The sequence below is a fragment of the Prosthecobacter sp. Pr1 genome (genome assembly GCF_057652315.1).
Map to the genome: position 1 here is coordinate 496,181 of NZ_JBYFBS010000001.1, position 24,501 is coordinate 520,681.

Sequence of the window (24,501 nt, forward strand, 5' to 3'; positions counted from 1 at the left end):
CTTCAGTTGGTGCGTTTGTGCCAGTAGTCTGGTTCGCGATGCAGATGCATGACTGCCACCACTTCGACCCAATCAGGTTCGGGCTGGTGATACACCAGACCATAGGGGAACTTCTGCAAGAGCTTGCGGCGGTAGGAGGAACCCAGAGACCGCCATGCCTCGGGATAATGAATGATATCTTCTTCAGCGGACTGGATGCGCTGGAAGAACTCCTTGCCCAGTTCTTTGTGACAGCTTTTGTAGTAGCTGGTTGCCTCCGCCAGTTCGAGCCGAGCTTCTGATGTGTACGTCAGGCGCATCAGGCTAGGATCGCCGCGATCTCCTCATGGACTTCTTTACGGCTGTGGGAACGTGTCTCACCCTTTTCCCGGCGCAGCACACGGGCATCCAACTCGGCACGCCAAGCGGGCGACAGTTCTTGCTCGTCATCCAGACTGACCAGCAAGCGCTCGGCAATGTACGAGCGTTCTGGCAGTGGCAGAGACAGAACGTTTTGCAGAACATTGGTGATGTCGATGACGACGGCGCTCATGAGTAGATTTTACAGTATGGCAACGCAGTTTCAACCGGGCATCTGAATGTCGGTGGCAGTTACTTCGCGAACCAGCCCTTCGCCAACGGGCTGGTGGCGAAGAACTCCAGGAGTTGCTTGGCGACTTTTTCGCGACCGCTGTTGCTGGGGTGGGTGCCGTCGCCGCCGAAGTCTTCTTTGGTGTATTTGAGGTCGTCGAATTTGCGGCCTTTTTCGCCGTCGGCCCAAAGGTAGGGGCCCCAGAGGAGGAGGGGTGACTTGGCGAGGGCGAGGGATTTATCTCCGCTGATCTGCTGCTGAATGAGATGACGCACCGCGAAGGCACCCTCATAGGCGTAGGGCTCGGGATTGAGTCCGGTGGTGGCGTAGCCGGCGTAGATGCGGCTGCCGAGATAGGCGATGCGGAGATTTGGGAAACGCTCTTTGAGGAGGTGCAGGACTTTGATGGTGTCGGCCTCCAGCGTGGCCAGGTGCTCGGTCTTGGAGCCGGAGGGGCCAGCGTTGGCGAGTTTTACCCAGGCCACCTGCACCTGCTGCGGGCTGACTTCGGCAATTTTCAGATGGTTCATCGCTTCAGGCCACGGACGGCCTTCTGGCTGGGCCCACGCGGCCATGGTCTGGCCGCCCTGCGCGCAGTCGACGATGGTGAGTTTGTCGGACTTGCGTGAGTCTTTGTCGGCGATGCCTTTGAAGAAGGAGAACTCCTGCGTGGCGTTCGACATGCTGATGGAAACCAGCGCGATCTTGCCGCTGGCAGAGGGGTGGCCCTCGGCATCGAGAGGTTTGATCTGGGAGAGAGCGGTGTCGGCTGACTTTTTCAGAGGCTCAGGCGGTGTATTGCTGCCTTTGCCGTAGAGGCCGCCGTCTTCGCCTTCGTACGATTCTTCGGCGGTCATGTCGGTGAGGGGCTTGAGAGAATCTGGTGCTTTGCGCTGATTCGCCGGACGGCCACCGCCGCCGCCGCGATTGCCACCACGGCTGCGGACTTCCTTGGCATGATCGAGGTACTTCTGATCGGCCTCGCTGAGCTTTTCGCCGCTTTGCGCGCGCCGGTGAAGATCCTGAGCTTTCCGCCAGTCGATGCCGTCTGCGCCTGCACCCAGACTGGGATTGGAACTGGAGGAGGGTGGTTGGCCGCCATTGCGCCTGGCAAAGGCTTCGCGTGCCTTGGCGAGGTAGCCGAGTTCGTCGCCATTCAGCTTTTCACCGGCATTTTCACGCTGGTGGAGTTTCTGCGCTTTCTCCCAGTCGATGCCGTCCTGCCCCTGTGGCGGGAGATCGCCGCCTGCTTTTTTGTTCTGTGCATCGTGGGCTGCGCGTGCCTTTTCAAGGAAGGTGTTTTCCTCTGCCGTGAGCGTGGCGCCGCCCTGACGTTTTTCGAAGAGCTGGCGGGCTTTTTCGAAATCGACAGGCGCGTCGGCAGACTGGCTGCGCAAGTGCGCGGTGCCGAGGAGGGAGGCCAGGGCGAGGAGGATGGTTGTCTTCATGGTGAGCGTGGAACCCCGCAGCGCTCGTTTGGATTCACTTCCAATCTGATTTAGCGTAAGGGTGCAGGGATAGAAGGAGCAAACGGCGAGCAGATCATATGAAAAAGCTTTCATCGGATCCCTCTGCAAAGAGGCTGCGTGAGGGCATTGAGTTTTTAGTCTTGTCTTGAACGCGGCCAGCCTTCAGCCTGAGCGGCTCCAAGCCATGTCCGATCCCAACAGCACCCGTCGCGTCGTCATTGCCAGCTTCATCGGCACCACCATCGAGTGGTATGATTTCTTCCTCTATGGCACGGCGTCGGCGCTGGTGTTTAACAAGCTGTTCTTTCCGAACTTTGACCCGCTGGCGGGGACGATGGCGGCCTTTGCGACGTATGCGGTTGGCTTCTTTGCGCGACCCGTGGGAGGCATCGTCTTCGGTCATTTTGGCGACAAGATCGGCCGTAAGTCGATGCTGGTGACGACGCTCATGCTGATGGGGGTGGCGACGGTGCTGATCGGTCTGCTGCCGACGTATGCGCAGGTCGGTGTCTGGGCGCCCATCCTGCTGGTGCTGCTGCGCTTTATTCAAGGGTTCGGTGTCGGCGGGGAGTGGGGTGGCGCGGTGCTCATGGCCGTGGAGCACGGGGCCGCTGGCAAGCGCGGGTATTATGCGAGCTGGGTGCAGGCAGGGGTGCCGGTGGGATTGCTGCTGGCGAATGCCGTCTTCATGATTGTGTCTTCCATGAATGAGGCCGCCTTTCTTTCCTGGGGCTGGCGGGTGCCCTTTTTGCTGGGCGTGCTCCTGCTGGGGGTCGGTATGTTCATCCGGCTGAAGATCATCGAGAGCCCGGTCTTCACCCAGGCCAAGGCGCAAGACGCAGGGCCGAAGGTGCCGATTTTTGCCGTGCTGCGCGATCACCCGCGCAACGTGCTGCTGGCCATGGGGGCGCGCTTTGCCGAGAACGCCTTCTTCTACATCTTCACCGTGCTCGTGCTCAGCTACGGCTCACAGCAGCTAGGGATGCCGCAGGCCACTTTGCTCAATGCGGTGCTCATTGGCTCCGCAGTGCAATTGGTGGCCATTCCGTGCTTTGGGGCGCTGTCGGATCGCGTTGGCCGGCGGCCGGTGTATCTGGGGGGGGCGCTCTTTCTGCTGCTCTTTGCGTTTCCGTTCTTCTGGATGATTGAGACGCGGCAGATGGGGCTGGTGATTTTGGCCGTGGTTATTGGGCTCATCGGCCATGCGGCGATGTATGGCCCGCAGGCGGCGTTCTTTTCCGAGCTCTTTGGCACCCGGGTGCGCTACAGCGGTGCTTCGCTGGGTTATCAGCTGGCCTCGCCGCTGGCAGGGGGGATGGCCCCGCTCATTGCCACGGCGCTGCTGGATCAAACCGGGGGCAAACCATGGCTGGTGGCGGTGTATCTGATTGTCATGGCTGTCATCACCTTGGTCGCCGTTTGGCTGGCAGAGGAGACGAACAAGAAGGCGCTCTGAGCTGGCAGGGGTGTCCAATTTGGCCCAAAAAGTGTCCGCCAGAGTCCTACGAACCAGTTGCACTGCGTCCTGTTTAGTCTCCCTTGCCCTTCCTACCATGAACGACGCTTTCCCTGACATCCCCAAAATTCAGTACGAAGGACCCAAGAGCCGCAACCCGCTCTCCTTCAAGCACTACAACCCTGACGAAATCGTCGGTGGTAAAACGATGCGCTCGCAGATGCGTTTTGCGGTCGCCTACTGGCACGCGATGCGCAACTCGCTGTCCGATCCCTTCGGTGGCGGCACCGCCCAGCGCCCGTGGGATGACGGCAGCAACTCCGTGGCCAATGCGCAGCGCCGCGTGTGGGCTTGCTTTGAGTTCATGGACAAGCTCGGCGTGGACTACTACTGCTGGCATGACCGTGACGTGGCTCCTGAGCTCGACACGCTGGCCGAGAGCAACGCCGCCTTTGACGCTGTGGCTGACGAGCTGGAAAAAGCGCAGAAGCAGACTGGCAAGAAGCTCCTCTGGGGCACCGCCTGCCTCTTCTCCCATGCACGCTATTGCCAGGGGGCATCCACGAGCCCGAACGCCGGTGTCTTTGCTTATGCTGCTGCGCAGGTGAAGAAGGCGATGGATGTGACGCATCGCCTCGGTGGTGAAGGCTACACCTTCTGGGGTGGCCGCGAGGGCTACGCCACGCTTTGGAACACTGACATGAAGCGTGAGGTCAGCCACCTCGCCCGCCTGCTGCACATGGCGGTGGATTACAAGAAGAAGATCGGTTTCACCGGCCAGTTCTACATCGAGCCGAAGCCACGTGAGCCCTCCACTCATCAGTACGATTCGGATGCAGCGGCCTGCTTGAACTTCCTGCGTGAGCACAACCTGCTGGAGCACTTCAAGCTGAACCTTGAAACGAACCATGCCACGCTTGCCGGCCACTCCATGCGTCATGAGATGCAGGTTGCCGTCGCTGCCAATGCGCTGGGTTCCATCGATGCGAACACCGGTGACACCCTCATCGGCTGGGACACCGACCAGTTCCCGACCAATATCTATCTCACCACCGAGATCATGCTGGAAGTGCTCAAGATGGGCGGCCTCACCACGGGTGGTCTGAACTTCGACGCCAAGTGCCGTCGCGAATCCTTCGAACCTGTGGACCTCTTCCACGCCCATATCGGAGGCATGGACGCCTTTGCACGCGGCCTGAAGATCGCGCACGCGATGATCGAAGACGGCCGTATCGACGCCTTCATCAAGCAGCGTTACAGCAGCTACGACAGCGGCATCGGTGCGAAGATCGAGAAGGGCGAAGTCGGCTTCGCGGAGCTCGAAGCGCATGTGCTTGCCAATGGTGAGCCGCTCCTCGGCAGCGGCCGCCAGGAGATGATGGAAAACCTGGTGAACGACTACCTGTAAAACAGTCGATTAATCTAAAACGTGAGGCGACCGGTAAACGGTCGCCTCATTTTTTTACCAAGTCGAAAATCAGGGGTGAGCCTTATGAAACAGTCGGGCATCACCCTGTTTTGACATAAGGTTTTGTGGTATGCTGCTGCGCAGGGAGCATGGAGCCTTGCATCTATGTTCGGACTGCGGCAACTGTGTTCATGAGCGATCCACTGTGGTTTAAAGATGCCATCATTTATCAGCTGCATGTGCGTGCCTTCTGTGACGGGGACGGGGACGGAATCGGCGATTTTCGCGGGCTGATTTCGAAGCTGAACTATCTGGAGCAACTGGGAGTGACGGCCCTGTGGCTGCTGCCGTTTTACCCTTCTCCGCTGCGTGATGACGGCTATGACACGGCGGATTACACATCCGTAAATCCGGTCTATGGCACGCTGGCGGATTTCCAGGAGTTTCTCGATGAGGCACACCGGCGCAACATGCGCGTGATCACGGAGCTGGTGCTCAATCATACCAGCGACCAGCACGAGTGGTTTCAGCGTGCACGCCGCGCCAAGCCCGGCTCGCCCGAGCGTGACTTTTATGTCTGGAGCGACACACCGGAGCCCTACCGCGAGGCGCGCATCATCTTCAAGGATTTTGAGCAGTCCAACTGGGCCTGGGATCCGCTGGCCAACGCCTATTACTGGCACCGCTTCTATGCGCATCAGCCGGATTTGAACTGGGACAACCCCGAGGTGGAAAAGGTGATGTTCAAAGCCATCGATTTCTGGCTTGGCATGGGGGTGGACGGACTGCGGCTGGATGCGGTGCCGTACCTCATCGAGCGTAACGGTACGAACTGTGAAAACCTGCCTGAAACACATGCCATTCTGCGGAGGCTGCGGGCGCATATTGACAGCAAGTTCCCGAACCGGATGCTGCTGGCTGAGGCCAACCAGTGGCCGGAGGAGGCTGCCGCCTATTTTGGCAAGGACGGGGATGAGTGCTCGATGGCATTTCATTTCCCGGTGATGCCGCGGCTATTTATGGCGCTGCAGATGGAGGACCGTTTTCCGATCATCGACATTCTGGAGCAGACGCCGGCGATTCCCGCGAATTCGCAGTGGGCCATGTTTCTGCGCAATCACGATGAACTGACGCTGGAAATGGTGACCGACGAGGAGCGTGACTACATGTACCGTGTCTATGCGGCAGACCAGCGCGCGCGCATCAACCTGGGAATCCGCCGCCGTCTGGCACCGCTGCTGCGCAACAGCCGGCGCAAGATAGAACTGCTCAATGTGCTGCTGCTGTCGATGACGGGAACGCCGATCATTTACTATGGTGATGAGATCGGCATGGGGGACAACATCTACCTCGGCGACCGCAATGGCGTGCGCACGCCGATGCAGTGGAGCATGGACCGCAACGCGGGATTTTCGCGGGCGAACGCGCAGCAGCTTTATTTTCCGGTGATCATTGACTCGGAATATCACTATGAAGCGGTCAATGTGGAGACGCAGGAGTACAATCCTTCGTCATTGCTGTGGTGGACGCGCCGCATCGTGGCCATGCGGCAGCGCTTCAAGGCCTTTGGGCGTGGCAGCATGGTGTTTCTGCCTTCGGACAATCCGCGGGTGATTGCGTTTGTGAAGGAGTTCGAGGAGGAGAAAATCCTGGTGGTGGCGAATTTGTCGCGCTTTGCGCAGGCGGTGGAGCTGGATCTGGCTCACTGGCAGGGGCTGAGGCCGATGGAAGTGTTCAGTCACAACCGTTTTCCAGGCATTGCCGCCACGCCCTACTTCCTCACCATGGGGCCGCACGATTATCTGTGGCTGACGCTGGAGCAAAACACCGAGCCGTCGCGCATCGGAGGGGCATTCACGCCTCCGCAGGTGGAGCAGCCGGCCACCTGGGCCAGTGTGCTGGCGGCGCTGCACAGTCATGCGTTCACTGAGCAAACACTGCCGGAGTGTCTGCAGCACTGCCGGTGGTTTGGTGGCAAGGCGCATGCCCTGCGCAGCGTGCAGGTGCAGGAAATGGTGTCTCTTGGACAGGCCACGACGGGCGGCGATGCCGGGCGACTGGCCTTCCTGCAGGTCAATTATTTCGAAGTACCGCCGGAATTGTACCTGCTGCCGCTGCAACTGGCGGCCGCAGGCCAGGCCTCCGAGTCTATCGTGGCTCGCTTTGCCTCAGCGGACGGCGAAGGTGTGCTGTTTGACGCCTTGGATGATGAAAATTTTCGTTCAGCGCTGCTTGAGATCATTCTCGGTGAGAAGTCTCTGCGCGGGCGCTCGGGTGAACTCGTGGGCATCTGCGGGGCGGCGTTCAAGGAGCAGTCTGCGGAATTTACGCTGCCGCTGCCTTCACGCGCGCTGCGGGCTGAGCAAAGCAATTCCGCAGTCATTTATGACGGCCGCTATTTCCTAAAGCTCTACCGCAAGCCGGAGCCCGGCCAGAATCCAGATGCCGAGCTGCTGCGTTTCCTCAGCGAGCGGCAAGGCTTCACGAATGTTCCCGGCTACTGCGGTGCGATCGAGTACCGGGCGCAGGGAGCGGAGCCGAGAGTTCTGGCGCTGCTGGTGGCGAACGTGTCAAATGAAGGTGATGCGTGGGAGTACACCCTGGGGGCGCTGGGTCGTTATTATGAACGTGTGCTGACCCATGAACGCGTGCTGGCACTGCCGCCGGAGAGCAATGTGGAGCTGATGCCGGATCTCATCGACGAGGTCGTCGGCGGGGTGTATCCCGAGCGTGTCCGACAATTGGGCGAGCGCACGGCCCAGATGCACCTCGCGCTGGCTGCGGATGATGCTGATCCCAACTTTGCGCCGGAGGAGTTTACAGGCCTCTACCAGCGTTCACTCTATCAGTCCATGCGCTCCGGAACGCGGCGGATGAGTCAGCTGCTGCATCAGCGGCTGGCGTCCCTGCCCGAACCCTACCGTGAAGAGGCGGCGGCGCTGCTGCAGCGGCAGGATGAAATTCTCAGCCGCCAGGCGGCCATCCTGGAGCACAAGATCAATGCCACGCGCATCCGCCACCATGGTGACTACCATCTGGGCCAGGTGCTGAACACAGGGCGTGATTTCTGCATCATCGATTTTGAGGGGGAACCGGCCCGGCCGCTCAGTGAGCGCCGCATCAAGCGATCCCCCTTGCGCGATGTGGCCGGGATGCTGCGCTCATTTCACTACGCCGCGTACACGGCGCTGGCACAGCAGCATGGGCTGAAGGCAGGTGAAACCGAGAACCTGGAAAAGTGGGCGGAGATCTGGGTGAAGAGAATCAGCACCAACTTTCTCGACGCCTATCTCGGCACCGCGAAGGGCGCATCCATTCTGCCGGAGTCTGAGAAGACGCTGAAGATGCTGATCGACGCTTATCTGCTGGAGAAGGCGGTGTATGAGGTCTGCTACGAGCTGAACAACCGGCCCGAATGGATATACATTCCCCTCCGCGGCATCTCGCACATCCTTGATGGGGGACCACCTGCATGAGCGAAGGTGTGCGCAGACTGCGTCCGCAGGGCGCCGAAATCCTTGAGGAAGGAGTTCGCTACCGCATCTGGGCGCCGGAACGGCAGCAGGTGGAGGTGCGGATCCAACCCGCCAAGGGAGATGGGGGCCGCACCCTGATGCTGATGAAGGATGCGGGTGGCTATCACTGCGGAGTGGATCTGCGGGGCGGGGCGGGCGACCGCTATCAGTATGTGGTGGACGGTGAAGGGCCGTTCCCTGATCCTGCTTCACGCTGCCAGCCTGATGGCGTGCATGATGCGTCCATGGTGGTCGATCCGAGTGTGCATGCATGGAAGGATGCGGGATGGAAATGTCCGCCGCTGCGTGATCTCGTTTTGTATGAGATCCACGTGGGCACCTTCACGAGCGAGGGAACTTTTTTAGCGGTCATCGGAAAGCTGCCGCATCTGCGTGACCTGGGAATCAACGCGCTGCAGATCATGCCCGTGGCTGATTTTCCCGGAGCCAGGAACTGGGGGTACGATGGCGTGAGCTTGTTTGCCCCGGCGCGTTGTTATGGGACGCCGGACGATCTGCGAGCGCTGGTGGATGCCGCGCATGCCCAGGGGATCGCCGTGGTGCTGGATGTGGTGTACAATCATCTGGGGGCTGATGGCAATTATCTCGGCGTTTACAGCCGCTTTTACTTCAAGGACGAAGTGCACACTCCCTGGGGTGCGGCGCTGAATTACGACGGCCAGCAGCATCCGGCGGTGCGGGAGTATTTCCTCTCGAATGTGGCCTACTGGCTCGATGAATTTCATTTCGACGGCCTGCGGCTGGATGCCACGCATGCGATTCTGGACGCGTCCTCCCGCCATCTGCTGGCGGAGATTGGTGATGCGGCGCATGAACGCGGCGCGTTTGTGATTGCCGAGGATGAACGCAATCTGGCGGCGGTGATCGCACCGGACGGCCATGGCATGGATGCGGTGTATGCCGATGATTTTTGCCACTCGATCCAGGTGGCGCTGGGTGACAGATCCTACCAGGAGGATTTTACCGGAAGCGCGGCGGAGCTGACAGATGAGCTGTGGCATGGCTGGCACTACCGCGGTCAGTTGAGCAAGCACCTGGGGGTGCCGCGTGGCAGCAGCAGTGATCATCTGCCGCCGGAAAAATTTGCCTTCTGCATCAGCAATCATGATCAAGTGGGGAATCGCGCCTTTGGCGAACGGCTGCATCAGATTACTACGCAGGAGGCTTATCGCGCAGCCAGCGCCCTGCTGCTGCTGGCACCGGCCACGCCGATGCTGTTCATGGGCCAGGAATGGGGGGCGAGCACGCCCTTTCAGTACTTCACCAACCACAACGATGAACTGGGACGGCTGGTGACTGAAGGCCGGCGCAAGGAATTCGCGCGCTTTCCGGAGTTTCGAGATCCAGAATCTGCGCGGCGGATTCCTGATCCGCAAAGCCATGAAACCTTCATGCGTTCCAAGCTGGACTGGACTGAAACGGTGCGGTCTCCGCACCAGGAACTGATGGCCCTGCATCGCGAGTGCCTGCAGTTGCGCGCGCAGGAGACCGCACTGCGGCCGGTGTCGCGCTCAGGCTGGGAGGTGCTGGATCTCGGCGCAGTGGCGCTGATGTATGTCGGCGAGCGTTGTGATTGGCTGGTGCTGGCGCATCTCGCGCCCACAACGCTGAATGTTACACTGCCGGCCGCTGACTGGCAGTGCTTTTTATCAACCAACGACCCACGTTTTGGCGGCAGCGGTGCTGCGGGGTTTGACCCTGTGACCGGCCGGGTGGCATTCACCCAGCCGGAGCTGCTCGTCATGCAAGCGACACCATGACCCACACCCGTTCACATATCCCTTGCTCGACCTATCGGCTGCAGTTCAACAAGCACTTCACGTTCCAGCAGGCGCGTGAGCTTGTGCCGTATCTGCGGGATCTCGGCATCAGCCACGTCTATGCCTCGCCCTTCTTCCATGCGGGTCGGGGGAGCCTGCATGGTTATGACATCGGGGATCACAATGAACTGAATCCCGAGATCGGTACACGGGCGGACTACGAGGAGTTCGTCTCTACATTGCATGCGCATGGGCTGGGGCAGATTGTTGATTTTGTGCCGAATCACATGGGGATAGGCTCACCGGTGAACACATGGTGGACGGACGTGCTCGAAAACGGCCCCAGTTCCGAATTTGCGCCGCATTTCGACATCGACTGGCAACCGCTGAAGAGTGATCTCAACAACCGAGTGCTGCTGCCCATTTTGGGTGACCAGTACGGGCGTGTGCTGGAGCGTGGCGAGTTCAAGCTGGAGTTTGAGGCAGGGGCTTTCTTCCTGCGCTATTTCGACAAACGACTGCCTCTTGCTCCGCGCACCTACACGCTGATCCTTGTGCCGGCGCTGATCAAACTGGCCGCGATGGGCGTGGCGGATGACTTTTTGGCGGAGTTTCAAAGCGTCATCACCGCACTGGAGCATCTGCCGCCGCGCACGGAGAAAGATCCGGAGAAAGTCGCCGAGCGTTTGCGCGAAAAGGAAATCATCAAGCGCCGCCTGCTGCGGCGCTGCGATGAATGTCCGGAGCTGATTGAAGCCATCAACGCGACCCTGCGAGAGATCGAGGGCAGGCCGGGGGATGCACGCAGCTTTGATGCGTTTGACGAACTCCTCACTGCGCAGGCCTACCGCCTGAGCTTCTGGCGTGTGGCGGCGGAGGAGATCAACTACCGGCGCTTTTTCGACATCAATGAACTCGCGGCCATCCGCGTGGAACTGCCGGAGGTTTTCGAGGCGACGCACCGCCTGCTGCTTGAACTGATCGCCAGCGGTTCACTCGATGGTGTGCGCATTGATCACGTGGACGGACTTTGGAATCCTGCTGAATACCTTGCGCTGCTGCAGTCGCGTGCCGGCCAGCTTTTACCCGACAGCGGGGATGGGATGCCGCTCTACCTTGTGGTGGAAAAGATCCTCCTCGGTGATGAGAGGCTGCGCCCTGACTGGCCCGTGCACGGCACCACCGGCTATGAGTTTGCCAATCAGGCCGTCCGGCTGCTGGTCGATCCCGCTGCTGAAAAGTCGCTGACGGAGACCTATGCGAAATTCATTGGCAGCGTGACGAACTTCCATGAGATCGCGTACCATCGCAAACAACTGGTGATGCGGCTCGCGCTGGCCAGCGAGATCAACGTGCTGGCCTTCATGCTGGACCGGTTGTCGGAGAGCAACCGCTGGTATCGGGACTTCACGCTGAATGCGCTGACCACGGCGGTGCGCGAAGTGATCGCCTGCTTTCCCGTGTACCGCACCTATGTCGCGCCTGATCAGGAACCGAGTGCGGAGGACATTGTCGCGGTGCGTCGTGCCGTGCGGCTGGCGGAACGCCGCAATCCCGGCATTGAACGCTCCATGTTTGATTTCCTAGGAGAGATCCTGCTGAAGAAATTTCCAGAGAACATCGATGAGCAGACTCGTGCCGAGCACATGCACTTCGTGATGAAGTTTCAGCAGTGCACCGGACCGATCATGGCCAAAGGCGTGGAAGACACCAGCTTCTACATTTACAACCGCCTGGTGGCGCTCAACGAGGTCGGTGGGGAACCGCATCACTTTGCGATCTCGCCAGAAAAATTCTTCAATGAATGCATGACCCGGCAGCGTGAGCATCCGCACTGCATGCTGGCGACCTCCACGCATGACACCAAGCGCAGCGAGGATGTGCGGGCGCGCATCGCGGGGTTGTCTGAACTGCCCACGGAATGGCGCAAGGCGCTGCGCCGCTGGCAGACGATCAACCGCCGGCACAAACGCGAGATCGAGGGCGAGCTGGCTCCGGATGCGAATGAGGAATACCTGGTTTATCAGACGCTGCTGGGGACCTGGCCGCTGGCACCGATGGACAAGGCGGCACGGGCCATCTATCTGGGCCGCATTCAAGACTACCTTATCAAGGCCATCAAAGAGGCCAAGGTGAACAGCAGCTGGGTGCAGCCGAACGAGGAATGGGAGAACGCCGTGCGCGAATTCGTGGCGAAGCTGCTGCGTGCCGGGGCCAACCGCTTTCTCGACAACTTCAAGCTGCTGGCGGAGAAGGTGGCGCAGCTTGGCATGGTCAATTCCCTCGCGCAGACCGTGCTCAAGGCGGCCGTGCCCGGCATGCCTGATTTCTACCAGGGCACGGAGCTGTGGGACTTCAGCCTGGTGGATCCTGACAACCGCCGTCAGGTTGATTACGCAGCGCGGCGTCAGGCGCTCGCCTCTCTTGCATACACTGAGCCGTCGGTGCTGTTGAATGAATGGCGTGACGGCCGCATCAAGCTGCACGTCACGCACCAGCTTTTAAACTTCCGGCGCAACCATCCAGCCTTGTTCATGCAGGGCAGTTTCAGCGATGTGAATGCCACCGGGGCGTACAGCGAGTCTTGTGTGGCGTTTGTGCGCCGCCATGAAGGCAGCGCGCTGCTGGTGATCGTTCCGCGACTGACTGCACGCGTCGGCTTCCCGCCGGTGGGCGATGCCTGGCGTGACACGGCACTTGAGTGGCCGGAGGAATTCGTCGGCAGGGAGGTTTGCGAACTTTTCACCGGGGTGAAATTCACCGTCAGCGAGACCTCGTGCACTATTGCCGAAGCCTTGCGTGTGCTGCCGGTGGCCGTCTATGCCCTGGTTTGAAAGCTACTTCTTCTCGTCTTCCTTCTCAGGCTTGGTGAGTTCCCGCATGGGATTCACAGGTTTGTCGTCTTTGTAGAGCTGGAATTTGCTTTTCACCGGGCGGCGTGGCCAGAAGTTGTTTTCGATGTCGGTGTCCACGAGTTCCTGGCGGGGATCGAAGGTGACGGATTTCAGCTCCTTTTTGGTGAAGAGGAGTTTGGCGGATTTCTCGGTGTTGAAGCGCCAGATTTCGGCGGGGAGCTTGAGTTCTTCGCTGCTGCCGTCGGTGTAATCGACTTTCAAGATCACCGGGGTGACGAGGCCGCCGACGTTGCTGAATTCGATGAGGTAGAAGTTGTGTTTGGTTTGCAGCAGTGCGGGATCGATCTTCTCTTCTTTGAGCTCTTTGATGAGTGATTCGAATTTCTTCTTTTCGCTCGGCAGGACGGTGGCCTTGTCATAGCTGTCGTAGAAGTCTTTGAGTTCGGGGTAGCGGTCGATGCGCTTGGAGAGCGAGTAGTTGCGCTCGCGAGTGAGGGTTTTGGGCAGTTCGTCCTCCTCCTTTTTCTTTTTGGGTTTCTCGATGGCGGGATCGCGTGAGTCGAGCTGCAGCCACTTCACTTCATCGACGGAGATATCGACATGGTCGGTGCTGTAAAACCAGCCGCGCCAGAACCAATCGAGATCGACGCCGCTGGCTTCTTCCATGGTGCGGAAGAAGTCGGACGGGGTGGGGCGCTTGAACATCCAGCGCTTGGCGTAGGTCTTGAAGGCGTGATCGAAGGCCTCGCGGCCGAGGATGTGCTCGCGCAGGATGTTCAGCGCCACGGTGGGCTGGCCGTAGGCATTGGGGCCGAGATCGGCGATGGATTCGGAGTTGGTCATCACCGGCGCGCGGTCCTTGAGGCGCATGTAGTCGGTCATGCCGCGTTCGTTGCGGCGGTGCTTCCAGTCGTTCTCCCATTCTTCTTCGGTGAGGAATTCGACAAAGGAGTTCAGCCCCTCGTCCATCCAGGTCCACTGGCGCTCGTCGCTGTTCACGATCATGGGGAAGTAGTTGTGTCCGACTTCATGGATCACCACGCCGATGAGGGCATATTTGGTCTTTTCGGGATAGGTGCCGTCTTTCTCAGGGCGCGGGCCATTGAAGCAGATCATCGGGTATTCCATGCCGCCGATGGGACCGTTGACCGACCACGCGACCGGATACGGATACTCGAAGGTGTAGCGTGAATAGACCTGGATCGTGTGCGCGATGGCGTGCGTCGAATACTTGTCCCACAGCGGCATGCCTTCCTTGGGGTAGAGGGACATGGCCATCACGGGCTTGCTGTTCACCTTGGCTCCTTCGACAGCCATCGCATCCCAGATGAATTTGCGTGATGAAGCGAAGGCGAAATCCCGGACGTTGTCGGCCTGGAAGATCCAGGTCTTCTTGCCTTTGGGCTTGGATTTTTCAGCAGCTTTGGCCTCGTCCGGTGTGACGATGAAAAGGGGCTTTGCCTTTGCGCTTTCGGCTTGTTTCAGGCGGTCGCGCTGGGTTTTGGACAAGACGGTGTCTGGATTTTGCAGTGTGCCCGTGGCGGCCACGAGGTGATCATCCGGCACGGTGAGGCGCACGGTGTAGTTGCCGAATTCGAGGGTGAACTCGCCGGTGCCGAGGAACTGCTTGTTGATCCAGCCGGCGTAGTCCGTGTAGGCTGCCATGCGTGGGAACCACTGAGCGATGGTGTAGATGGTGTTGCCGTCCTCTTTGAAGAATTCGTAACCGGTGCGTGCATTGATGCGTTCGCAGTCGTTGATTGGGTAGCTCCAGGCGATCTTGAAAACGAAGTCGGCTCCGGCGGCGAGGGGTTCGTTCAAGTCGAGACGCAGCATGGTTTTCACCACGGCATGGGGCAGTGGATTGCCCTTGGCATCGGTGGGCTTGGTGATCTTCATCTCGCCATCGTAGTCTTCGTAGGCCAGCAGGCGGTCGAGCGCGGAATAAGTGATCTTGCTGGGATCAATGCCGCGCTTGGTGTTTGGCACGGCGCGCGAGTCTGCGGTGTGGGAAAGAAAATTCTGATCGAGCTGCACCCACAGGTAGGTCAGGGGATCCGGGGAGGCATTGTGATAGGTCACTGTGGCCTCGCCGGTGATGGTGCGCTTCACGTCGTCGAGTTCGACGCTGATGTCATAGTCAGCGCGGTTTTGCCAGTAGGCAGTTCCGGGAGCGCCGGAAGCATTGCGCTGCGCGGATGGTGTTGGGATCGTGGGATCAAGCTGCTGAAACTTGCCGACCGGTGCGCCGGACTCAGCGGCGGAAAGAGTGAGGGCGGCGAAAAAGACAGGAATGAGCAGTTTCATGAGAAGGGCGATTCTCCAAATGCCTGAGTCAAAGGCAAGCGCATCCTGCTCAACTGATCTTGCGAGGCGCGGTGAGTTTCTTCCGCTTGCCTTCGTTTCCTGCTTCTGATTGCATCAAACCATGAATCCACCCGCAGACACTCTTTCCCGTCGTGACGCCCTCAAGGCCACCATTGCCTCCGTGGGCCTCAGCGCCCTGGCCTTTGAGCCTGTGCGTGCGGCTCCGGCCGCCGCGCCTGATGCACGGCGGGGGGCGGTGAAGAAGTACAAGATGCTGAAGTCGATCAACCTGTGGGCCTTTCCTTATCCGGAGCGCATGACGCTGCGTGAGTGCATGCAACTGGCCAAAGACGCGGGATTTGACGGCATCGAGTTGAACTACGATCTCGACAACGATCTCTCGCCGAAGCATGGCACGGCGGATTATGTGAAGATTCGCAAGATGGCGGACGAGATTGGTATTCACATCAGCGGGCTGTGCTCGTTCCTATTCTGGCCGTATCCGTTGACGAGCAATGATCCTGCGAAGCGGGCGCAGGGGATGGAGCTTGCAGGGAAAATAGCCCAATGCGCGCATGATCTGGGTGTGGAGAATGTGCTGGTGGTGCCCGGGGCGGTGCACATCCCATGGCGCACGGATCATGAGCCGGTAGCGAATGATGTGTGCGATCAGCGGGCGCGCGAGGCCGTGGGGCAGCTTGCGAAGCAGGCGGAGAAGCTTAAGGTTTGCCTCAACATCGAGAACATCTTTTTCAATGGCTACCTGATGACGCCGATGGAGATGAACGCCTTTGTGGACAGCTTTGGCAGCGAGCATGTGCGCGTGCATTTCGACACGGGAAACATCAGCATGTTTCAGTTTCCCGAGCATTGGGCCAAGGTGCTGGGGAAGCGCACGAAGAACGTGCACCTGAAGGAATTCACCAAAAAGGGCACCGACTTCAGTCTCGAAACCTTCCGCCCTCTGCTTGATGGAACGACGAACTGGCCTGCGGTGACCGATGCCCTCGCTGACACAGGGTATGAAGGATTTCTGACCTTCGAATACTTCCATCCTTATCCTCATTATCCGGAGGCGCTGATCTACCAGACCTCGGATTCGCTGGACCGCATCCTGGGTCGCAAAGCATGAGCTGGGAAACCATCACGCTATTGTTTGTCGCAGGGCTCAGTGCTGGATTCATCGATGCTGTTGCGGGTGGTGGAGGGTTGATTTCTGTGCCGGCATTGCTGTGGGCGGGACTGCCGCCGCAAATGGCGCTGGGGACGAACAAGATGCAGGCCGTGTGGGGCACGCTGATGGCGGTGCGGAAGTATGCGAAGGCGGGGTTTGTTTCGTGGCAGCAAGTGAGGCTCACGGTGCTCATCACGTTTGTGGCAGCCTGTCTGGGTACTTGGACGGTGACGCAAGTAAGCAACGAAGTGCTGAGAAAAATCGTGCCCTGGATGCTGCTGGGCATTGCTGTCTATGTGCTGCTCAGTCCGGGGCTGGGGAAAACGACGGCAAAGGCGCGGCTGAGGCTCGGAGCTTTCGCGTGTCTGGCGGGCAGCGTGCTTGGTTTTTATGACGGCTTTTTTGGTCCTGGCACGGGCACGTTTTGGACGCTGGCCTGCATTTCACTTCTGGGACTGGAACTGACGCGTGCCACGGCTTTCACGAAGGTTGCGAATCTCACCAGCAACATGGCTTCGTTACTTGTCTTCGTGGCCTATGGGCGGGTGAATTATGAAATCGCAGCCGCGATGATCTGCGGGCAGCTCATTGGCGGGCGGTTGGGTGCGGGAATGGCGATTCGTCATGGGGCGCCGTTTATCCGCATCATCTTCATCACCGTGGTGCTGGCGATGGTGGCGAAATTGTTATGGGATCAGTTTGGCTGATGGAGCGCAATTCAATGAATCCACCTAAAAGTGCAGGGCGTATTTGCCTGACACTCTCCCATGCCTATGATCGCTGCTCCCATGTCAACCGTTCAAACCACTGCCCAAGGACGTCAGTTTCCAAAATTCGATCTCTCACGCCTGCTCGGCACCGTGTTCAAGCCCACTTTCGGGCGCAAGATCTGCATCCTCATCGATCTGCCAGATCTCGCTGAAGCGAAAGATTATGCGTTCTTGAATAATCCGGAACGACCCATTCAAAAGCGGGCACATGATCATTTTTATCTGGGGCTGAAAAACGGCGTGGCCGAAGAGCTGGCGCTGAAGGGTGGCGAAATGTTTGCCTACCAGCAGACCACCGGCAGCAATCTCGATCTGCCTGATCTCTGCGTGGACATGAGCGGCAAGGAGCTGAGCCTCGAGAAGGATGTTTATCCGAACTACGACATCATCCTCTGCATCTCGACCTTCTCCGCAACCGCGCCGCTGACGGCGTTTGCGAAGCAATATGGCTTCCGAGGGGCGACGCTGCATGGTGTGAACGATGTCATTCTGAATTCGGGTCTCGCAGTGGATTACGAAGTCGTCAGCGTCGATGCCGAAAAGCTGCGCAAGGCGATGACGCGTGCGGACTGGGTGGAAATCGATTTCACCGTTGAGAATGGGCCCGACATGACGGTGCGTCTCGAATTGAACCGCCAGGAGGCGCAGAAGAGCCACGGCCTCTGCCAAGGCGATGCACCTGACATCGCGAATCTGCCGGCCGGTGAGGTTTACTTCGTGCCGACAGGGGCGGAAGGCACCTTCCCGCTGAAATACGAAGATGGCACGCTGGGCAAGCTGACCGTCACGGGCGGTTGCATCATCAAGGCGGAGCTCATTGCGGGCAACCAGAGCACGATTGATGCGCACAATGCCAAGCTGGCTGATGACCCCATGACGGGTGTGCTTGGAGAACTTGGTTTTGGAACCCAGGTACTGCCGGTTTCGGGCGCAGACATCCAGGATGAAAAAGTGCTGGGTACCTGCCATCTGGCCACGGGGCGTGACGATCATCTGGGCGGGCACATCACACCTGCGCAGTTCAAGCGTCATCAAAACGCGACGCATGATGACATTCTCTTCGCGCCCCACAAAACGCCGAATTTCGACATCAAGCAGACGCGCATGTTCCGCGATGGCGTGGTCACGGTCTTGAATGAGCACTTCCAGCCGTCGAAGTATTTGTTGGAAGCTTTGGCTGCTGAGTAATCCTGAAGGATGAGCCCCGAGTCCTGATCAAACAAAGGCTGGAAGCCCCTGGCCGTTGTCAGGCTGGAAGCCTGACCTCCATTAAACGTGCATGAACATCTACGAAACGCGTCGCCTGCTCGACGAATACCTGCTCTTTCATTACGGCCAGCCTGCGGAGGTGCTGCCGTGGGAGAGCGGGCCGCGTGAGGCGCTGGGGTTTCCAGTGCGCACGGTGATGGAGCTGATCGATCTGCCGCGCACGCCGTGTGAGGCGGTCGCGTTGGATCTGGGCTGTGCGGTGGGACGTTCGAGTTTTGAGCTGGCGAATTTCGGTGTCAGTGTGCTGGGCATTGATTACTCGCAGAGTTTTGTCGATGCAGCGGCGTCACTGGCACGCGATGGCAGCATGAGCTACGAGCGAGTGGATGAAGGCAGTGCGAAAACGGCGCTGGTGGCTTACGTGCCGGAGAATCTGCGGCGTGATCGCGTGCGCTTTGAGCAAGGGGATGCGATGAACCTGCGCAGCGACCTTGGAGATTATGACATCGTGCATGCGGCGAATTTGCTGTGCCGGCTGACCGATCCGATGAAGCTCATCGAGCGTCTGCCGAACCTCGTGCGGCCGGGTGGGCAGTTGCTGCTGACAACGCCCTGCACCTGGCTGGAAGACTTCACGCCGCGTGGCAACTGGCCGCAGGGCTCGACGCGCGAGTGGCTCACATCCCTGCTGGAGCCGCACTTTGATCTCGCCAAGACCTGCGACATGCCGTTTCTGATCCGCGAGCATGCGCGGAAGTATCAGTGGAGCGTGGCGCTGGGAATGAGGTGGCGGCGGAAAGTCGAGGATGCGTGAGTTTGTGAGATTGATTCCCGCCGGCGTTTACGTCTAGGCTGGGTGATCATGAAAAACGCGTTGTTATTTGCCTCCCTCCTTGCCGCCTCTGTACAGGCGCAGACTCCGAATTTTAAAGAACAGCAGATCGATGATGCTGTGGGCATCGGCTACGGACTCGCAGTGGCGGATGTGAATGGCGATGGGCGCACGGACATCCTGCTGGCGGACAGCCATGTGATCGTCTGGTATGAGAACCCGACGTGGAAGAAGCACATCATCGCTGAAAAGCTGACGGAGAAGGATCACGTGTGCATCGCGGCGCGTGACATCAATGGCGATGGCAAGTGTGAGATCGCCGTTGGGGGCGGGTGGAACCCGGGCGACACGGTGGGAAGCGGAGCCGTGTTTTACTTGATCCCGCCGGCGGATCGCACGCAGAAATGGGAGCCGGTGCAACTGAAGCATGAGCCGACAACGCACCGCATGAAGTGGGTGCGCAATCGTGCCGGACGCTATGACCTCGTGGTGGTGCCGCTGCATGGCCGCGGCAATGACAAGAATGGTGAAGGCGCCGGCGTGCGCGTGCTGGCCTACCACATGCCGGATGATCCGCACAAGGAGTGGAACACCACGCTGGTGCAGGGGACGATGCACAAGACGCACAATCTCGACATTATTCCTGCTCCGGGCACGGAGGCTGAAAGTCTGCTGCTGTGTGGACGCGAAGGCGTGGTGCGGCTGGATCAATCTGACAACGGGTGGAAGGAACACTGGATCTCGAAGCATCCGAAAGACTCCACCGATCTCCTTGGGGCGGGTGAAGTTCGATATGGCGCGTTTGCGGGCGGGCAGCCGTATGTAACGACGATCGAGCCGATGCATGGGGACAAGCTGGTGATTTACACACCGAAGCCGGAAGGGCCCAAAAACGGTGAGTGGCAGCGCCATGTGATCAGCGATCAACTCGTCGATGGGCATGCCATCGCCACGCATGATCTGCTCGGCCTGAACAACCGCCAGATCGTCGTCGGCTGGCGTGCGCAGCAGAAGGTTGGCAAGGTGGCGGTGAAGTTGTTCTGGACGACGAAAGAGGATGGCAACGGCTGGCAGGAGGCCTTCATCGATGATGGCGGCATGGCCTGTGAAGATGCTGTTTGCGCTGACTTGGATGGCGATCGCGATTTGGAGATCATCGCTGCGGGCCGTCGCAGCAAGAATATTAAGATTTACTGGAATCAGCGAAACCAGTGAAAATTTAAACTGGCTTCTAGCTCAAGCTCATGGGTTGCATATGCACGCTATGTGCTCCTAGAATTGTGATCGCTATGAGAGTCACTCGTCTTTTCATTTCTGCCGCCTGCGCACTGCTCCTGAGCCAGTGTGCTGTGCCTGAGTTTTCCTTGTTCTCTTCGCGCATTGAAATGGTTCGTCGGCCCATGACGATCATGCCGCCGCTGGCATCCCAGCCGGTCATGTATGTGTGGCATGGCAGCAGCAAGCCTGGCCCGCTGAGTGTGAACATCGATCTCAGCGAACAGAAGGCTTATCTTTTTAAAGGCGGTGAAAACGTTGGCTGGACCTACGTCGCCTCCGGACGCAGTGGCTTTGCTTCTCCCACGGGCACGTTTCGCATCATGGAAAAGATCGTGGACAAGCGTTCGAACCGCTACGGCGTCATTGTGGACAGCAATGGAAATGTGGTGAACAGCAACGCCACCGCGGGTGTTTCACGCATCCCTCCGGGTGGACGTTTCGTGGGTGCCAGGATGCCCTACTGGATGCGCATCACGGGTTATGGAGTCGGGCTGCATGCGGGAGCGATTCCCAATCCTGGATCCCCGGCATCGCACGGGTGCATCCGCCTGCCGCGCGACATGGCCGAGACGATCTACCAGCACGCGCCTGTCGGCGCGCGCGTGACGATCATGCAGTGAGGGTTGGCCAAGCCGTTTACGGTTGTTGCCCGGCGCTGTTAGTTTCTCACTGCTTCGGCCAGGATCTCTTCGAAACGCTGCAGCCATGCCTGCGGACTCGCTTCCCGCAGCAGCCACTGACGCCCTGCGCTGCCAATCACGAGACGCTCCGTGGCAGGTGTGGCCTCCATGGCCAGCACATCCTGAACGATGCCATGAACACTACCCGGCTCATGCTGCAGACCAGTGACGCCATGTTGGACGATCTCGCTCAAACCGCCTGATTTAGCGGCGAGCACCGGTTTGCGATAATCATACGCTTCGTAGACCACAAGGCCGAGAGGCTCCCACCATGTGGAAGGCACGATCACCGCGCGGCAGCGCCGCAGCGCCTCGCGTTTGGTTTCCCCGCCCGTGTGGCCGAGCTGGCCGATGTAGGGATTGGTGCGGACGCGCTGCTGCACGGCATCGCTGAGCGGACCTTCGCCGGCGATGTGCAGCAAGGGGGTCTTTTTTCCGAGCTGCGCACGCAATTCGTCCCAGGCATCCAGCAAGGGAATGACGCCTTTGGTTTCGACCAGACGTCCAAGGAAGAGGTAGTAGCCCGCATCCTCCGCCACAGGGGGCTGCGGCATGGCATCCCAGGCATGACGCAGGGTGTGGACCCGTGCCTCAGGCAGTGAACCGGAACTGACCAGCTTCTGCCGCATGAAATCTGAAATGGCGATCCACGCCTTCACACTCTTCAACCAGCCGCTGCGGTGAAGGGCCTTCAGCATGACCGCGAAGAGGGCGCTCTTCACCACCGACCCCTGCCACGCACCCGAGAAAACCTCTTTCCAGTAGCTGCCGTAGAGTGCGTCCTGCACTATCTTGCCGTCCACCTGCAGAGTCCCGCCGACTGAAAAGGGTCGATAATTATGCAGATACTGCACCACGGGAAGACGACGCTGCAGAGCGGCATGGTACAACGACGGCGAGCCGACCGGAAAGATGTTGTGAAACAGGGCAACGCCCGCGCCACTGGCATCCAAGGCCGCTTCAAACTGCGCGCGCGATTCTTTGTTGTAGAAGAGCCGCTTTGCCTGCGCGGCAGGTCCTGGAGCAGCTTCGCCTTTCCAGTCCGCGCTGTCGAAAAAGCACCGTGACATGGCATGCTGAGCGCTCAGATGATGGTAGATGCGGTCCACGCTCATCTCTTCGCCGCCAGGGGAAAGGTAGCGGTTGAACACCTGTAAAATGCCCGGTGTCATTGGTGTTCCCTCATTTCGTCGTAGTGTCGTCGCGCCCATTCCTCCAGCACGTATAGCATCCAAACGCGCTGACTCAATGGCCATGCTGCGGTGGATTCCAGGCTGCCGCTGAAATATTGTTCACAAATCTCATTCTTCTGCACATCATCCACCCAGCCGCGGTCACGGCAGTGCTGGGAGCCCAGCGTGTCGCGGATGCGTTCCTGCCATTGGGGCAGCCGCATCCATTTCATCAGCGGGAGCGTGAAGGTTTTCTTCTGGCGGTCATCATAAATCTGCGGGGGCAGGAGGCTCCGGAAGGCCTCGCGCAGCACACGTTTGCCGCCCAGTGTGTCCAGTTTGCACTCCGGCGGCAGCCTGCCCGCCAGCGCAAAGATCTCCTTGTCCACCAGTGGCACACGCAATTCCAGCGAGTGAGCCATGCTCATCACGTCATTGTCACGCAGCAGGGTGTTGGCCAGATAGGTCTCCGTTTCACGCAGAAGCAGTTCGTGCAGCCACGAGTCTTGGGACTGCGGTTCGAATACCGGGGAGGATGGCATTTTGAAATCTCCATGCAGAAGTCGTGCCACTTGTTCAGGCGGCATGATCGTGCGTCCAAAGGACTGCCATTCGCGCACGTTGGGTCCGGCACCGCCCAGAGCGTAAAAAAGCATCTTCCATGCCTTATGTCCACGCGCGCCCTGAGGCAGCAGTGAATCCAATCCGCGCACCCAGCTGCCTGCCGCAAGCAGCGGTGACTTCGCCGCCACGGCGATGAGGCGATGGTAATTGTAGCCAGCCCACCACTCGTCGGCACCCAGTCCGCTGAGCGTCACCTTGACCTCTTTGGAAGCCAGCCGCGACACCAGCCAGGTGTTCAGCGCATCGCCCGTCGGCTGGTCCATTTGATCAAAATAGCCGTCCAGACTCGACTCCAGCGAAGCCGCCGTCAGTCGTTCACGGACGAAATCGCAGCCAAAATATTCCGCCGTTCGCCGCGCGGTATCGCTCTCGTCCGGCACCCCCGCGTTTTCTTCGTAGCCGATGGAAAACGCCTTGATGTGCTTCTGGCCTGCCTCACGCATGCAGGCTACCAGGAGGGTTGAATCCAGCCCACCGCTCAAGAAGACGCCCACTGGCACATCGGAGATCATGTGGGCCTTCACGCTTTCCAGCACGCCCTCACGCACCATGCGGTGCTGCTCCACCGGGTCATGTACCCAGGCCTCGCGCCCGGGCCAGGCAGGCTGAAACCAGCGTCTTACCTCGGCCTTGCCACCGCGCCATGTGAGCAGGTGACCCGGGGGCAGGCAGCGCACGTCACCAAACATCGTTTCCGGACTTTGCACCGCGCCCCGCTGAAAATACTGCGCCAGGGCAACGCGAGAAACCTGGCCGCCACCGCCGAGTTTGCGCACGGCACGCAGTTCAGAGCCGTAAACCAGATCTCCGTCTGCGGTGATGCGATAATACAGCGGCTTGATGCCAAAGTGATCCCGCGCCAGCACTAACGATCCCGCTTCCGCATCCCGCCAGGCGATGGCAAACATGCCGCGCAACTCCGCCAGCACCTTCTCAACTGGCGCACGCTCCAGCAGCGCCCCGAGCACCGCCGTGTCTCCTGAGGATGGCAGTTTTACTTCGCCGAGGCCGGCGCGCAGTTCGCGGAAATTGTAAATTTCGCCGTTGAAGGTGAGCGTGAATCTTCCGCCCCCAAACGCCATGGGCTGCCGACCGTGATCGCTCAAATCCAAAATCGAAAGCCGCTGGAAGCCCATCCACCAGTCTTCACCTTCAGCCTCTGCGCTGTCATCCGGACCGCGATGCACGATCATCTGCAGAGCCATCCTGCGCAAGGCACGCTCGTCTTCACGCCAGGGCGTGTTTGGCGAACGAAACCATCCGAGAAAACCGCACATAATATGTCGAAATTAAAAAAAGTGGCCGAAACCTAGGGTCGAGTCCCGCTCACCATGACATCCTTTTACTGGTTTCAAACAGGAAGCATTTGCACCATCAACATCAGGCATTGTATAAATCTA

Annotated in this window: 17 protein-coding genes; 11 read left to right on the forward strand and 6 right to left on the reverse strand. The window is 59.4% G+C overall.

The features are described from left to right. Window positions 1-2: 2 nt before the first annotated feature. The 3 genes from AC24GY_RS02175 to AC24GY_RS02185 are packed head-to-tail and all read right to left on the reverse strand — an operon-like array spanning window position 3 to window position 2,019. A complete protein-coding gene (locus AC24GY_RS02175) occupies window positions 3-299 on the reverse strand; it encodes a type II toxin-antitoxin system RelE/ParE family toxin (protein ID WP_487679894.1) in 297 nt (98 codons plus the stop codon). Further along, complete coding sequence (locus AC24GY_RS02180; protein WP_487679896.1) at window positions 299-532, reverse strand: addiction module protein; 234 nt, start codon at window positions 530-532, stop codon at window positions 299-301. Before AC24GY_RS02180 ends, AC24GY_RS02175 begins: the two co-directional genes overlap by 1 nt. Window positions 533-591: 59 nt before the next feature. Beyond that, window positions 592-2,019 carry a hypothetical protein gene (locus tag AC24GY_RS02185; protein WP_487679898.1) on the reverse strand — a complete coding sequence of 476 codons (1,428 nt, stop codon included), beginning with the start codon at window positions 2,017-2,019 and terminating at the stop codon, window positions 592-594. A 205-nt stretch (window positions 2,020-2,224) separates the two neighbouring features. Between AC24GY_RS02185 and AC24GY_RS02190 the strand changes: the two genes are divergently transcribed. The 5 genes from AC24GY_RS02190 (at window position 2,225) to treY (ending at window position 13,034) form a co-directional block, all read left to right on the forward strand. Then, the gene (locus AC24GY_RS02190) at window positions 2,225-3,496 is read left to right on the forward strand and encodes an MFS transporter (protein ID WP_487679900.1); all 1,272 of its coding nucleotides are present in this window, start codon (window positions 2,225-2,227) and stop codon (window positions 3,494-3,496) included. 97 nt (window positions 3,497-3,593) lie between these two features. Then, window positions 3,594-4,904 (forward strand): xylose isomerase, encoded by a 1,311-nt coding sequence (xylA, locus tag AC24GY_RS02195; protein WP_487679902.1) that lies wholly within the window; start codon window positions 3,594-3,596, stop codon window positions 4,902-4,904. A 191-nt stretch (window positions 4,905-5,095) separates the two neighbouring features. Further along, a complete protein-coding gene (treS, locus tag AC24GY_RS02200) occupies window positions 5,096-8,380 on the forward strand; it encodes a maltose alpha-D-glucosyltransferase (protein ID WP_487679904.1) in 3,285 nt (1,094 codons plus the stop codon). Next, window positions 8,377-10,200: a malto-oligosyltrehalose trehalohydrolase gene (gene treZ, locus AC24GY_RS02205; RefSeq protein ID WP_487679906.1), complete on the forward strand. Its 1,824-nt coding sequence runs from the start codon at window positions 8,377-8,379 to the stop codon at window positions 10,198-10,200. Before treS ends, treZ begins: the two co-directional genes overlap by 4 nt. Next, window positions 10,197-13,034, forward strand: a complete 2,838-nt coding sequence (gene treY / locus AC24GY_RS02210; protein ID WP_487679908.1) for a malto-oligosyltrehalose synthase — start codon at window positions 10,197-10,199, stop codon at window positions 13,032-13,034. The genes treZ and treY overlap by 4 nt, the downstream gene beginning before the upstream one ends. Window positions 13,035-13,037: 3 nt before the next feature. On the opposite strand, the gene AC24GY_RS02215 is transcribed toward treY, so the two are convergent. Continuing rightward, a complete protein-coding gene (locus tag AC24GY_RS02215; protein WP_487679910.1) occupies window positions 13,038-15,362 on the reverse strand; it encodes a M1 family metallopeptidase in 2,325 nt (774 codons plus the stop codon). Window positions 15,363-15,483: 121 nt separating this feature from the next. On the opposite strand from AC24GY_RS02215, the gene AC24GY_RS02220 reads away from it, so the two are divergent. The 6 genes from AC24GY_RS02220 (at window position 15,484) to AC24GY_RS02245 (ending at window position 21,245) form a co-directional block, all read left to right on the forward strand. After that, window positions 15,484-16,494 (forward strand): sugar phosphate isomerase/epimerase family protein, encoded by a 1,011-nt coding sequence (locus AC24GY_RS02220; protein ID WP_487679912.1) that lies wholly within the window; start codon window positions 15,484-15,486, stop codon window positions 16,492-16,494. Continuing rightward, on the forward strand, window positions 16,491-17,243 hold the full coding sequence (locus AC24GY_RS02225; protein ID WP_487679914.1) for a TSUP family transporter: 753 nt from the start codon (window positions 16,491-16,493) through the stop codon (window positions 17,241-17,243). The genes AC24GY_RS02220 and AC24GY_RS02225 overlap by 4 nt, the downstream gene beginning before the upstream one ends. A gap of 81 nt (window positions 17,244-17,324) precedes the next feature. Next, window positions 17,325-18,494 carry a M29 family metallopeptidase gene (locus tag AC24GY_RS02230; RefSeq protein WP_487679916.1) on the forward strand — a complete coding sequence of 390 codons (1,170 nt, stop codon included), beginning with the start codon at window positions 17,325-17,327 and terminating at the stop codon, window positions 18,492-18,494. 91 nt (window positions 18,495-18,585) lie between these two features. After that, the gene (locus tag AC24GY_RS02235) at window positions 18,586-19,329 is read left to right on the forward strand and encodes a putative 4-mercaptohistidine N1-methyltransferase (protein WP_487679918.1); all 744 of its coding nucleotides are present in this window, start codon (window positions 18,586-18,588) and stop codon (window positions 19,327-19,329) included. A 48-nt stretch (window positions 19,330-19,377) separates the two neighbouring features. Continuing rightward, entirely contained in the window at window positions 19,378-20,562 is a 1,185-nt protein-coding gene (locus AC24GY_RS02240; RefSeq protein WP_487679920.1) for an FG-GAP repeat domain-containing protein, read from the forward strand. Window positions 20,563-20,747: 185 nt separating this feature from the next. Continuing rightward, window positions 20,748-21,245, forward strand: coding sequence for a L,D-transpeptidase (locus AC24GY_RS02245; protein ID WP_422321829.1), 498 nt, complete (start codon window positions 20,748-20,750; stop codon window positions 21,243-21,245). 38 nt (window positions 21,246-21,283) lie between these two features. Here AC24GY_RS02245 and AC24GY_RS02250 read toward each other — a convergent pair whose 3' ends face one another. Both AC24GY_RS02250 and asnB read right to left on the reverse strand, forming a co-directional pair. After that, entirely contained in the window at window positions 21,284-22,477 is a 1,194-nt protein-coding gene (locus AC24GY_RS02250) for a glycosyltransferase family 4 protein (protein ID WP_487679923.1), read from the reverse strand. Continuing rightward, complete coding sequence (gene asnB, locus AC24GY_RS02255) at window positions 22,474-24,378, reverse strand: asparagine synthase (glutamine-hydrolyzing) (protein ID WP_487679925.1); 1,905 nt, start codon at window positions 24,376-24,378, stop codon at window positions 22,474-22,476. The genes AC24GY_RS02250 and asnB overlap by 4 nt, the downstream gene beginning before the upstream one ends. Window positions 24,379-24,501 lie beyond the last annotated feature (123 nt).